Source organism: Mycolicibacterium chlorophenolicum, assembly GCF_001044235.1.
In the GTDB taxonomy this organism is placed as follows: domain Bacteria; phylum Actinomycetota; class Actinomycetes; order Mycobacteriales; family Mycobacteriaceae; genus Mycobacterium; species Mycobacterium chlorophenolicum.
Genome location: NZ_JYNL01000009.1, coordinates 116563 through 129029, shown reverse-complemented (window position 1 = coordinate 129029; position 12467 = coordinate 116563). Strand labels below are relative to the sequence as shown.

Annotated in this window: 12 protein-coding genes; 7 read left to right on the top strand and 5 right to left on the bottom strand. The window is 67.3% G+C overall.

The features are described from left to right. Window positions 1-254: 254 nt before the first annotated feature. The 5 genes from MCHLDSM_RS04825 to MCHLDSM_RS04805 all read left to right on the top strand — a co-directional run bounded on the left by MCHLDSM_RS04825 (window position 255) and on the right by MCHLDSM_RS04805 (window position 7194). Complete coding sequence (locus MCHLDSM_RS04825) at window positions 255-1037, top strand: DsbA family protein (RefSeq protein ID WP_023363421.1); 783 nt, start codon at window positions 255-257, stop codon at window positions 1035-1037. 1 nt (window position 1038) lies between these two features. Continuing rightward, entirely contained in the window at window positions 1039-1953 is a 915-nt protein-coding gene (locus tag MCHLDSM_RS04820; RefSeq protein WP_023363419.1) for a cytochrome c biogenesis CcdA family protein, read from the top strand. A gap of 50 nt (window positions 1954-2003) precedes the next feature. Next, the gene (locus tag MCHLDSM_RS04815; RefSeq protein ID WP_225337107.1) at window positions 2004-3044 is read left to right on the top strand and encodes an NHL repeat-containing protein; all 1041 of its coding nucleotides are present in this window, start codon (window positions 2004-2006) and stop codon (window positions 3042-3044) included. A gap of 329 nt (window positions 3045-3373) precedes the next feature. Further along, on the top strand, window positions 3374-6349 hold the full coding sequence (locus tag MCHLDSM_RS04810) for an arabinosyltransferase domain-containing protein (RefSeq protein ID WP_023363415.1): 2976 nt from the start codon (window positions 3374-3376) through the stop codon (window positions 6347-6349). A gap of 212 nt (window positions 6350-6561) precedes the next feature. Further along, on the top strand, window positions 6562-7194 hold the full coding sequence (locus tag MCHLDSM_RS04805) for a class I SAM-dependent methyltransferase (RefSeq protein WP_023363553.1): 633 nt from the start codon (window positions 6562-6564) through the stop codon (window positions 7192-7194). Between the two features lie 189 nt (window positions 7195-7383). Here MCHLDSM_RS04805 and MCHLDSM_RS04800 read toward each other — a convergent pair whose 3' ends face one another. Beyond that, window positions 7384-7980 (bottom strand): CGNR zinc finger domain-containing protein, encoded by a 597-nt coding sequence (locus MCHLDSM_RS04800; RefSeq protein WP_023363551.1) that lies wholly within the window; start codon window positions 7978-7980, stop codon window positions 7384-7386. A 100-nt stretch (window positions 7981-8080) separates the two neighbouring features. Here MCHLDSM_RS04800 and MCHLDSM_RS04795 point away from each other — a divergent pair, with 100 nt between their 5' ends. Further along, window positions 8081-8650, top strand: a complete 570-nt coding sequence (locus tag MCHLDSM_RS04795; protein WP_023363549.1) for a TIGR03086 family metal-binding protein — start codon at window positions 8081-8083, stop codon at window positions 8648-8650. 152 nt (window positions 8651-8802) lie between these two features. After that, on the top strand, window positions 8803-9555 hold the full coding sequence (locus MCHLDSM_RS04790; RefSeq protein ID WP_084024343.1) for a pyridoxamine 5'-phosphate oxidase family protein: 753 nt from the start codon (window positions 8803-8805) through the stop codon (window positions 9553-9555). 395 nt (window positions 9556-9950) lie between these two features. Here MCHLDSM_RS04790 and MCHLDSM_RS04785 read toward each other — a convergent pair whose 3' ends face one another. From MCHLDSM_RS04785 to MCHLDSM_RS04765, 4 genes are all read right to left on the bottom strand, one after another. Beyond that, window positions 9951-10448 (bottom strand): GNAT family N-acetyltransferase, encoded by a 498-nt coding sequence (locus MCHLDSM_RS04785; RefSeq protein WP_023363547.1) that lies wholly within the window; start codon window positions 10446-10448, stop codon window positions 9951-9953. Beyond that, complete coding sequence (locus tag MCHLDSM_RS04780) at window positions 10445-10831, bottom strand: type II toxin-antitoxin system TacA family antitoxin (protein ID WP_158023718.1); 387 nt, start codon at window positions 10829-10831, stop codon at window positions 10445-10447. Before MCHLDSM_RS04780 ends, MCHLDSM_RS04785 begins: the two co-directional genes overlap by 4 nt. Before the next feature lie 571 nt (window positions 10832-11402). Then, on the bottom strand, window positions 11403-11894 hold the full coding sequence (locus MCHLDSM_RS04770; RefSeq protein WP_234713867.1) for an RES family NAD+ phosphorylase: 492 nt from the start codon (window positions 11892-11894) through the stop codon (window positions 11403-11405). 63 nt (window positions 11895-11957) lie between these two features. Further along, entirely contained in the window at window positions 11958-12461 is a 504-nt protein-coding gene (locus MCHLDSM_RS04765; RefSeq protein ID WP_174545828.1) for an MbcA/ParS/Xre antitoxin family protein, read from the bottom strand. Window positions 12462-12467: the final 6 nt, after the last annotated feature.

The window sequence follows — 12467 nt, the reverse complement described above, 5'->3', positions numbered from 1 at the left end:
CGGCAAAGCAATTGGATCACGCCAATTGTGACGGAACGGTGACCGCCAAGTCTCGACCGGTGGTGAGCGCGTAGGGTTCGATTCAAGACAGCACGATTTTCGAATCAGTGAGTTGATCAGATTCCTTCGGCTGCAAGGAGTTACGGACATGCATACCCTCGCGTCAGCATCGCTTGCTCCAAGACGAGTGTGCTCGCGATGCCCGAAAGACGTTCTGCCTCAGCCGACATCCAACTTTGACCGATCGGTGAACCATGGATGATCTGATGATGAACGACTCGTCGGGCGCTTCCGCTGCGCGACGCCCGCGAGCCTCGGGCACCCTTGGGCGCCGGCTGGCCGGGCGTGCACGGTGGTGGCTGGGTGCGTTGAGTGTGGTCGCGGTTGTGGTGGTGCTTGCTGTGGCCGGTATCCACCATTCGTCCGAACCACAGACGCAGCACGGTGCGTCACGATCCACCGCCGCGTCCTCGGCGATTCAGACGTGGCGCGGCGCGCATCAGCCGTCCGAGGGCGATGCCCTCGCGAGGGGATCGGTGTCGGCGCCGGTCGTGGTGGCGGAGTGGGGTGATTTCCAGTGTCCGTTTTGCCGGGCGTTCGATCTGGACAGCCAGCCGGTGCTGATCGGCGATTACGTGCAGACCGGCAAGGTGCGCTTCGAATGGCATGACCTGGCCAAGTTGGGTCCGGAGTCGGTGCTGGCCGCGCGCGGCGCGCGCGCAGCAGCGCGCCAAGGGGCGTTCTGGGCGTTTCACGACGCGTTTTACCGCGACCAGGCCCCGGAAAACAGCGGGGCGGTGACCGAGCAATCGCTGATGGCGATGGCGCGCAACGCGGGACTCGACGTTGACAGGTTCGTCGCCGACTTGGCTGACCCCGCCATCGCCGACGCGGTCGAGCGCGACCGCAGCGACGCACGGCAGCTCGGCATCACCCACGTGCCCTCCTTCCTGGTCAACGACGAGCTGCTCATCGGTGCGCAATCCTTGGACACGCTTCGTCGGGTCATCGATGCCGCCGCGGTGAAGGCGCCTTGACGTGCTCGACATCGGCTACCTGGCTGCGTTTCTGGGTGGGGTGCTGGCGCTGCTCAACCCGTGCAACGCGCTGCTGTTGCCGTCGTTCTTCGCGTACGCCTTTTCTAGTCCGACGATGATGGTGGCGCGCACCGGTGTCTTCTATCTCGGCCTGGCCGCGGTCCTGGTCCCGTTGGGTGCGGGCACAGGCGGACTGGCGGCCATCCTCACCGAGCATCGGAGGGTGTTGATCGTTGCTGCCGGGACGGTGGTCATCGTTTTCGGCCTGGTTCAGATCCTCGGCGGCGGGTGGACTCTGGCGCCGGTGGTTCGCCTTCAGGCGCGAATGGCCCAGCGCAGCACCTGGATATCGACCGCCGGCCTGGGAGCGGCATACGGCCTGGCCGGCTTCTGTTCCGGCCCAATCCTGGGTGCGGTACTCACGGTGGCGGCCGCCGGCGCGGCCCCAGTGCGCGGTGGCGTGCTGCTGGCCGTCTACGCCGCCGGTATGACCGCGCCGCTGTTCCTATTGACTGCGGCGTGGCAGCGGTTCGACCTCGGGCATCGGAAATGGTTGCGTGGGAGGGCATTTCAGGTCGGTCGGCTGCACCTGCACACCACGTCTGCCATCGGTGGGCTGCTGTTTGTCGCGACCGGGGCGGTATTCGTCTTCTTCGGTGGCAGCACCGGCATCCCCGCCGTCGATCCCAGGATCGCACTGCGGGGCGAGACGGCCGCCGCGGCTCTGGCCGCTCACGTTCCCGACACCGTCGTGGTGCTGGTCGTGCTGGCCGTCGCGGTGCTCACGCTGCGGTGCCGGCGGCGACACCCGCGGGCGGGGGCCGCCGACTCGACACAGCCGCCGGACGGCAGGCCCGCGATCGTCGGTGGTGTCGAGCACTCGGTCCGGCACACCGCGGTGGCAGACCCCGACTGAGGCCGCGGGCTCGACGAATGCGGGTTTCGCTGGACATAGCATCTATCGCATTGACCGTCGGCCTGGCCGTCGGTGTGACGGTCGGGTGTGGCCGCGATGCCGGCTCGCCGGTGTCCACGTCGAGTCCGCCTCCGACATCGGGCGCGGCGCGGCCGGCTGAGCCCGCGACCGCGGGTCAGTTGCGCACTCCGCCCGCGGGCCGGGTGGTGTCGATCGGAGCTGCGCCGGAAGGAATCGTGGTCGGGCGGTCCGGAGTCGGGGCCGTGGCGGTGCGCAATCCCGATGGCGTGGTGTTGTTCACCGCTGCGACAGGTGTGGTGCGTCGACGGATCTCGACCACCGCAGCGGCGCGGCACCTAAGTCTGGCCGGACCGGACGGGCCGGTCCTGGTGCCGATGGAGGGGTCCAACGAGCTGCTGCAGGTGTCGCTTTCGCAGGGCGCGGTTGTTGCCAGGACGACCGGAGTCGGCCACCAGCCGCACGACGCCGCTCAGACCGCGGATGGAACCATCGTGGTCACCAACGAACTCGGCGGCGGTGTCGTTTTCGTCCGCGACGGCCAGGTCATCGGTTCGGCTCCTGGCGGCCCGGTGCAGCCGGGAGGCGTTGCGGGCGTGGGCAAGTACGCGGCCGTCGCCGATGTGCGGGGAAACGGATTATGGGTCTACGACGGCGCCGCGCAGCGGCTGGCCGCGCACGGCCCGGCCGGTGTGAAACTGACCCACGTGGTGGGGTTGTCCACCGATCTGGTTGCACTCGCCGACACCGACGGTGGTGCGGTACTGATCGAGCGAATCGAGCCGCAGATCTCGCAGGTCTCCAGGATCGAGGGTCCCGGCAACCCGTACGGGCTGGCCTACGATGCGCGCCGTGCCCGCCTTTATGTCACCCTGACCGCATCGAACCTGATGCGCGTGATCGACACGACCGACGCCGCGACGCCGCGCATCATCGCTGACGTCCCCACCGTCCAACAGCCCAATTCTGTTGCAGTGGATCCATCTTCAGGCACCGTGCTGATCACCGGCAGCCACCCCGTCGGCCAGGACAACTTGCAGATCGTGTCGCCCGACCGGCTGCCTGCCGGCTAGCCGACCGATTTTCGGCAGGTCCAGAGCCGATCACCGGGTGAACGTATCGCGCCGCTGTGGCCGACGCGCGGCTCGCTCATCGAGTCTTGCTGTTGGCCGGCAGAACATTCACTGCCGCGGTCCTGCCTCGCCGATGGCCAGAAGGTCATCAGGGGTTTGCATCAGCTGCCGCGCCGGGGTGCAGGCGTTGTGGTGGGGGACCGATGGCGGGCGTGATGCTCAATGGTGACCGCACCGTGACGTCGAAGCGGTGTGCGAGCGAGCCACCACGACGGACCGACACCCTTGTGTGTAAACCCTGTCGGCCCGATCCCGAAGGGACTGCAGACTTGGAGTCACAGCGTGCACGCGAGGCGACTCCCGGCTGGCTGGCTCTGCTTGTCGGCCTCGTGGGCATCGTTGCCGGCCTCGCGCTGCCATTCTGTCCGGTGCGGGCCCAAACGACGACGCTGACCTGGCCGGTGCCCGGCCAGCCGGTCGTCTCCAGCAGCGCGATCGTGGTGCCCTACCGACCGCTGCACCTGCAGGCGACGATCCCCTGCGCGGCCCTGCGCGCCGCGACCGCATCTGCCGTACGTGTCATTGCGCTGAGCACCGGTACCGGGCCTGCAGGCCTGACCGTCGGCGGTGATCGCACCGGGATCAGTGTTGCCGCCGACGGGCGCAGCGTGCATTTGCCGGTCGCGCGCCACGACGTCGCATGTGACGTGCACGTCGCAGCCGGACCGGCCGGGATGTCGGTGCGCGACGCCGACTCCGGGCGCACGATCGAGCTGCCCGGCCACCCGGTTCCTGAGGTGTTCGGGTTCCGTACGGACCTCGACGCGGCCGATGCGACCGGGATGCAGGTGCGCCTCGAGGTCGGTGATTCCTTCACCACGTCTCCCGGTCCACTGAAGAACGCCCTGATCGGGGTGCAGCTGATCGCGGCTGCCGCGGCGCTGTGGTTGTTGCCGCGACCCACCGCGCCGCGTCGACGGTGGCTGCGGCAGCGGGATCGACTGTGGTGGGTCGACGTCGCGGTGGTGGCGGTGCTGGCCGGGTGGGCGGTGATCGGTCCGCTGGCCGTCGACGACGGCTGGGCCGCCATGATCGCGCGCAACCAGGCCGAGACGGGCAACCCGGGTAATTACTATCGATGGTGGAACGCCGCCGAGGCGCCGTTCGCGTTGAGCCAGCAGCTGCTGGCACCGCTGACTGGGGTCAGCGTGGCGCCGTTTTGGCTGCGGGGCCCCAGCACCGCATTGGCGATCGCGACCTGGTTTGTGTTGACGCGGGGGGTACTACGCGCGGCTTTGCCCGGGGTCGCGGCGAGCATGCGGGTCCGCAGTTTGGCGGCGTTGTTCCTGCTGGCGACCTGGCTGCCGTTCAACCTCGGTACCCGTCCGGAACCGTATGTGGCGCTGGGTGTTACGGCGGTTCTTGCGCTGGCAATACGCGCTCGCAGTCCGGCCGGTGTGGGCTGGCTGCTGCTGGTCGTCGCAGTCACGGTGCCGATCAGTGCCAACGGCCTTCTGGTCGTGGCCCCGATGATGGTGTTCGCCCCGCGGCTGATCGCGGCAGTGCGCGCGGCATCCGCTCGCATGCACCTGTCGGCGGTTGTCGCGATGCTGTGCTGCGTCGCGGCTGTGGCTCTTACCGTCGTCTTCGCCGATCAAACCTGGGATGGCGTGGTGGTGGCCACCGACTGGCACAACTTTTTCGGGCCGTCGCTGCGGTGGCACGAGGAGCCACTGCGCTATCGGTACCTGTTGGGGTCCGACCAGCAGGGCAGCTTCGCCAAGCGGCTGCCCGTCTTGTTGTCCGTCGCGATGGTGCCGATCACCTTGTGGGCGGGGCTGCGCCGCGGCGATCGGATCGGCCGGCCCGGTGCTCGGCTGGCGGGGGTGGTGGCGACGGCGCTTGCGTTGCTGGCGCTGTCACCGTCGAAGTGGTCCTACCACCTGGGGTCAGCGGCGGGACTACTCGCCGCGCTGCTCACTGTGGGCGTCGTGATGCTCGTCCAGCGAGTCGCTGCGGCCGATCGTTACGGCGTTCTTGCCGGGGTTGTGGGATCGGCGCTGGCCGCCGGAGCGGCGGCGCTGGCCTTCGCCGGGCCGAACGCTTGGTGGCTGCCTGCGGTCTATGACGTCCCGTGGGCCGACACGGCGCCCCGACCGCTCGGCCTGCCGCTGGCTCATCCGGTGTTGTGGCTTGGGCTGGTCGCGGCGCTGTCGGCTGCAGCGGGGATCGCCGCTCGACGGCCGGGTGCCCTGCGGGTGGTGGTCGCGGGTCCCGCCATGATCGCCGTGACCGCTGTCGGTATGGCGCTCGCCCTGCTGGTTGGCTCGTTTGTCGCGGCGCCCATCCGCCGTCCGGCCGGTTCACTGGCCCTGATGAACACGCACTGGATCGGCGGCAGCCGGTCGTGCGGGTTGGCCGATGACATCGAAGTGTTGCCCGACGGCGCGATCCTGGACACCGCGCCCGACCCCGGCGGCGCGATCGCCGGATTCACCGCCCACGGCGGCTTCGTGCCCGGCGCCCCGCCGCCCGACCCCCCGGGGCGAGGCACGTCGACTTTCCTGTGGGGTAGCCGCGCGGCCGGTGTCGCAGCCACGGCAGCCATGACCAGCCCCTGGTTCGTGTTGCCGGTGCTCTCGCCCGACGCCGGCATCGCGGTGTCGGTCTCGGGGCGCACCAACGGCGGCAACGCGCTCGCCTTCGAATTCGGCCGCAGCCAGGGGGCGGAGGTCAGTGTGCTCAGCGACCGCGCCCCGAACGACCGGCCGGCCGCCGGCGAGGATCCCGACCATCCACTGTGGCGCACGATCGGTGTCGATGCCGCCGAGGTGCCCCGCGGCGCTGACCGGGTACGGATCCGGGCGGTCGACGCCCGCACCGACGCCTTCGGTTGGCTGGCGTTCACCGGACCGCGGCTGCGTTCGATCGTGCCCTTGAACCGGTTTCTTGCCGGCCACGGACCGGTTCTGCTCAGCTGGCCGCAGTCGTTCGTGTTTCCGTGCGTGCGCGACATCGCCACGATCTCTGGCGGCGTCGCCCAGACACCCGTCGTGGTGATCGAGTCACCACGACCCTGGCTCACCGAGGACAGAGACCCCGACGTCGGGGGCACCTTCACCGAGCTCGCCCAGTTCGGGAACCTCTACGAGATCCCCAGCCGTCTGGTCGGGCACCCAGAGGTCGACTGGGGAACGGTGAAGGTTTCAGGGGACACAGCCAGCCGCGACGCCTACCAACGCACCGTCACCGAGGTGATCGTCCCCGGCAGCGGAGGTGTCGCGCATCAACGACCCGAACGCTGAGCGCGCAGACTGCCGCCCGCGCGCGATACCGACCGTTGCTGACGGAATCCTCACATGCCCGGCGCTCGCCAGGCAACCAACGCCACCCGGACATAACAATGACCGTGCGCGTCAGGCACCGCGATTGGGTGCAGACGCATCCCGAGCCGACGACCGATCGGCGACTCAACACCACGGGCGTGCCACGCCCTCTACTCGTACCTGGAGGGTGGATGCTGGGACCGCAGTACGAGCGCGCGCTTCTGGGGGAGCGCTGCTGGCTTCGCCACGACGACGGTGAACGCGTAGAGCTGCCGGTGGATCTCTGGCTCGGCCATCACGGCGCGGACCACTCCTTCGACGAAACGGTGGTGTCTTTGTGCACGGGTCCGACGATCGACCTCGGCTGCGGACCTGGACGTCTGGTCGCACAACTGATTCGACGCGGGCTACCCGCACTGGGAATCGATCAATCCGCGACCGCCGTGCGGATCGCCAACCAGCGTGGCGCGCCTGCCCTGCGCGGCGACGTGTTCAGTGCGTTGCCCGGCGAGGGTGGTTGGGGCACCGTGCTACTTGTCGATGGCAACATCGGCCTCGCTGGCGATCCCGTGCGGGTGTTGGCCCGCGCCGCGCGGTTGCTCGCTCCCGGCGGGCAATGCCTTGTCGAGTTCGACCCGGCGACATCGGGTGTCAAGCAGCGACGGGTTCGCCTGGAATCCGACAGCGGGATGGGTCGCTGGTTTGACTGGGCCTCGGTCGGCCTCGACAGCGCCTCGGAGCTGACCGAGCGAGCGGGCCTGACCTTGACCCATACCCACCGCGTGGGCGCACGATGGGTGGCGCAGGTGTCCAAGCCGCGATGATCGGCCCACAACCCGCGACGGACGAAAGACCGGCGCGGGCGGACATCGCGGGTTCTCACGATATGGTTGCTATCGGCCGCCCGATGAGTCATCGAGACTTCGTGTTGAGCACAAGCAGTGTGTTCGCGGTGGCGTCTCGGCATGCGCGGCCGGCGAAGTTGGCATCGGCGCGGTTGGCCGGGGCCCGGGTCAGTTGCGGTGGTGGCGGTGGTAGTGCCGGGCCACTCGTGTCCTGTTGGCGCAGATGTTCTGGGTGCAGAACTTGCGGCGGGGGTCGGAGGCGACGAAGAGCATGCTGCAGGTCGGGTTCTCACATCTGCGCAGGCGATTGTGCGCAGGCCCGACCAGCAGATCGATAAGGCTCTCGGCGACGGCAGCTAGCGCGAGTTCGTACAACCGGTCGGCCGGTGGATGGCGAGTGGTCAGGGCGGCCCACCCGGCTGGGGTCTGCACCAGCTGCCGGGTGCAGGCCACGCTTGATGCGATGTCGTTGACGCGATTGACGACCGCTGCGCTGGGACTGATCCCGGCGATGTGTGCGTCGAGTATCTCGCGAACTGCTTGACGCAGCTCAATGGTGAGCGCAAGTGACGGAGCCGGCGTCCCGTCGGGTAGTCGATCCTGCTGCAGGCCCCACCAGAACCGACACGCCGCCTCGTCGGCAAGCAGATCGACGACTGGATCCCGACTGGTGATGATCGTGTCGGCCAAGTCCACAGCCAAGGGCTCTCCCGCCACGACGAATCCCGCCGCCTGCGCCCTTTGGAGCCGTGACCCGGTATTCATTTAACTAATGCTATCAAGATGTTGACAACGTTAGGCAGCGCGAGTACAAAATCTAACGGTAAACATTGCTGTCAAACGTTAGTTGACGAAAGGAACTCGGATGAACTCGTTGGACCTGCTGCAACAGGCCGATAAGCGCCTGGTCGACCTGGTCTCCACTCTGAGCGTGTCGAATCTGGACGCCCCCAGTCCGTGCTCAGGGTGGAGCGTGCGGTCGCTGCTCAGCCACACTGTCGCCACGATCGACGCCTTTGCGGCGGCCCTCGACGGACAGGGCGGCCCGACCGAGCAGGAACTTTTCAGCGGGGCCGACATCCTCGGTTCAGCGCCGCTCACGGTCGTCGAGAAGTCCGTCGACCGCTCACAGCAAGCGTGGACCACCATCACCGACTGGGAGCGTCCCATCCTGACCGTCATCGGGGAGATGCCGGCCCGCCAGGCCATCGGCATCATCACCTACTCGACGCTGATCCACAGCTGGGACCTGGCGGTGGCCATCGGCAAGCCGATCCACTTCGACGAGGCCGAGGCCACCCTGGCCGAAGCGGTCGGATCGCAGCTCGTCCCGGCGCTGCGACCTCAAGATCTCTTCGGTCCGGAGGTCGCGGCCGGCGCGGACGCGACCCCCACCCAGCGAGTCGTCGCCTTCGCCGGTCGTAACCCCCTGTGACCCTGCAGATGACGAACGAAAACCGGCCCGCCGCTGTGGGATTCCACAGCGGCGAGCTGGCCGTCCAGACACGCGCCGGAGTGCGCACGCGTGCCGAGCGGCTGGCCCCGATGGCGGCCCGCGGCCAGCTCCGCACCGCCACAGCTGACTTCGTGGCGGCGGCGCAGCTGGCGGTCCTGACCGCACGCGACGCCGCAGGCCGACTGTGGACCTCACCGCTGCTGGGACAACCCGGCTTCCTCCGGGCGGCGACACCGACCACACTGCACATCGAGGACCCCTTTCTCGACGCCGACCCGCTCCACGACCTACCGGCCCGCCAGCCCGCGGGGCTTATCGTGATCGACTTCGCCACCCGCCGCCGAGTGCGCATCAACGGCGTTCTCGCCCAGGCTGATTCCGGCGGTCTGACAATCGATGTCGACCAGGCATACGGCAACTGCCCGAAATTCATCCGGAACCGCCACCTGCGCCTCCCCGCCAACGCTTCCGGCCCAGACCGCACACCGGTTTTCACCGGCGAACTTCTGCGACCGGAGGACGGTCGGCTGATCGAACACGCCGACACATTCTTCCTGGGCACCAGCCATCCGACGTCAGGCAACGACGCCTCCCATCGAGGCGGGCCGACCGGCTTCGTCCACATCGAGCACGATCGCCTCTGGTGGCCGGACTACCCGGGCAACAACCTGTTCAACAGCCTGGGCAATGTGACGGTCGACCCGACCACAGCCTTGCTCTTCATCGACTTCCCCACGGGGACAACGCTGCAACTAACCGGCACAGCCACGTTAGTGTGGGAGGACGAAAGGCCGCGCGACGAAAGTCAAACCGGACGACGAGTCACCTTCACACCCCAGCGCGTCGTCGTGACCGGCATCGCGGCGTTGCGTGCCGAGCACTGACGACAGTGCACGGCATCCGTTCCAATCCGTTACCTGAGGGACACCCGACGAACGCTCAGTACCGGCTGCGTTGTGGGACCCGTCCGGGCCCGAATTGCACGAACTGGACTCTGCGTCGTCCTGACGCGCCCAAAAGTTGCACTATCCGCGAGCTGATTCCCCAGCCGACAGTGTGCACGTTCCCAAATCCGCTAGGTCACGTTTCCCAACCCTCGAGCCCACCGCCACAGACCAGGCCTCAACCAATTTTCGTCAGCGCCACGGACATCCCGATATCGCTACCGGTTCGCCACCGCCCAGGGGAGGTCTGCGCTCAGCGCGAGTTTTATTGCTCGCGATGATCAAGCCGGGCGGCGACGGCCGTGTCGACGCGATCCAGCACCGTCTCGGCTTCGTTACGCAGATGGGCTGGGCCGGACGTCCTTTACGAGGAGCATCAGTGTTAGGTCGTCGACAGGAGAAGGCTCAAAACCGTAGCGCAAGTAGAAGCGCCGGGCGGTGTCGTTGTTTGCGTGGACCAGCAGCAGCCGAACCCCCGTCAGCTCCGCGACCTCAAGTGACTTGAGGATGAAATGTTTGAGAAGTGCTGCAGCGAGACCACGCCCTTGATGGTTCGCGTCGACGGCCAGCCGGCCGAGCAGGACCGCAGGTAACGGGTCCGGCTGATTGCGAGCAGCGCGTTTCGTCGCCCGGCTGCGCATGAGCACCGCCGTGCTGGAGGCATAGAAGGCCACCACCCGTCGCCCGTCCAGCACCACCCAGGTGCGGCTGCCTCCTTCGCGCTGATTGTGCAGAGCCTTCGTCCGCAGCCACTCGTTGAGCACGTCGTTGCCGCAGTCGAAGTCGTCGACGATGTGATCGGCACCGAAGAGGACGGGCCCCTCGTAGCTCACCGTTCCAAAATCGACGGATTCGCCAGCAGGCGCGCCAACTCGGGCTTGGGGCTTGGCGGACGGTCGAGCAGCGCCTGAAGATCGGTCCAGGCGGCGTCATCGAGGACGAACACTCTCCGATCAGCGAGGTCGGCCTCGGCGGCCTGAACGGCGTGACGCACCACATAGTCGTTGAGCGACTCGCCCGTGACGTCGAGCACACGTCGCACCACCGCATCTTGCGCCGCGGTCACGCGCAGGTGCCAGCGACCACTCTTCGTCTCCACACCAGAAGTGTACGCCGAATTGGTGTACATACCGTCGGCAAGCGCGGAACGATGCAGTTCGGCGCGCGGCGGCGTTCCCAAATCCGCGGCAGCGCGTTCTCGGCCATCGGACGTCACCATAAGAGACCAGGCCTCAACCAATTTTCGTCAGGTCCCGTCTCCAGTGTGCTTCATCGGTACTGCCCACGGTGATGTTGCCGCGTTGTGTCCGGCCGGCACCGACACCGTGAGTTACGTCGACGATGACGGCAACTACGTGTTCAAGGATTTGCAGTCGGGTGAGGTGACCGTGCACATGCGTCCTGGCCCCGTCGAGGGTGATCCGCAAGCGTGCTGGTTGCCCACGGCAGGAGCGAGTCGTTCGATATGTGGTCCCGGGACCACGTCGTGGACGTATCCGAAGGACGGTTTTCTGATCACCGAGGAGCTCGGGCCGGACGGTAAGCCGCGCATCAGGTTTCAGACCCCGTTAGGTCCGTTGATACCGTAATCGCGGCGTGCGCGCGAGCGAATGATCAAGCAGTTCAGGTTACTTCGACCTGCTGGGCGCGCGTCGTTGTGCTCTGGCGACGACAACGACCCCAAGCCTAGCCGAGACATTCCTCTCTACGTCGATCGATGTCGATGTTGTTCGACTGGTCGACCCGTTACCGCATTCACGTTCGTGCATGAAGGGCATGGCTTGGTCTTACACCGAGCGGTTCAAACTTGTGGCCGCCGCGATGACTGCCGGGTGCGCGAGACTAAGGGGCTGATGTTCGACGAACCTGGGTCGCTCCCAACTGGCGAGGACAGTCCAGTGGGGTCGGTGAAATGACCACCACTGCACCGCCTGCCAAGTCCGGCCGCCAACAGCCGGTGAGTTCTCCGCCCAAATGCGGTGTGCCCAAGCAGATGTCACGGCCAGATTGCGGGTCACTACTTGCGTGGGGCGCAAACCCAGTTCGACAAGGCGATGCGGATCGTTGAGATCGCAGATGCGCAGGTCATCGGAAAGGTCATAAACGCCCAGGACCCGCCGCGCGCCCGGCACCGCGGGGAACTCGAACATCGAGTCAGCCCACTGGGCGATGTTGCCGAACGTCTCCCCGCACGCGGCCTCCGGTTGCCGCGCGACGTACCAGACGTAGTAGTCCGGGTGATCCGCGCGGCCGCCTCGCTGCGGCCGGTGCTCGTACAACGGGTGGCCGGGCTCTCCGGGTCGCGCCGCGTCGAGGTGGGGATATACGCGGTATACGAGCACTTAGGCTGCCCCGCCCCACATTTCGGCGTCCAGCGCCTCGAGGACAGGGGCTACTCCGTCTGTCAGGAGGACATCGAGTGGTCGTGCACCGCTGAGGAACACGTTGGGGCTCTCCAGCCAGACTCTGGCGGTGTCGCCACCCCACACCAGCCGTGCGCGGGAGTAGACATGTTCGAGGTCGATGAGGGCGGGTGCGGCAGCTGGGCCCGGCCGTTCCTGGCCGGAAGCCCATCGCGAGGTTTGCGACGGGCTGACACCGATCCACCGGGCGAGTTGTGCGCGGGAAAAGACGGAGGATAGGTACTCGACACGGTGCAGCGATAGCGGATCGTCCGCGGCGATACGCGGGGTTGTCCGAGGGGCGGCGGTGCGGGGCTTGCGCCGAGGATCGACCTGGGGGGTGGCGTATTTGACGGGTTTGCGCGCGGTTTTCTTCGCTGGGAGTTTGGTGGCGGCGACTTTTTTCGCCGGGGCTTTGGCGGTGGCGGGTTTCTTGTCGGCCATGATCGC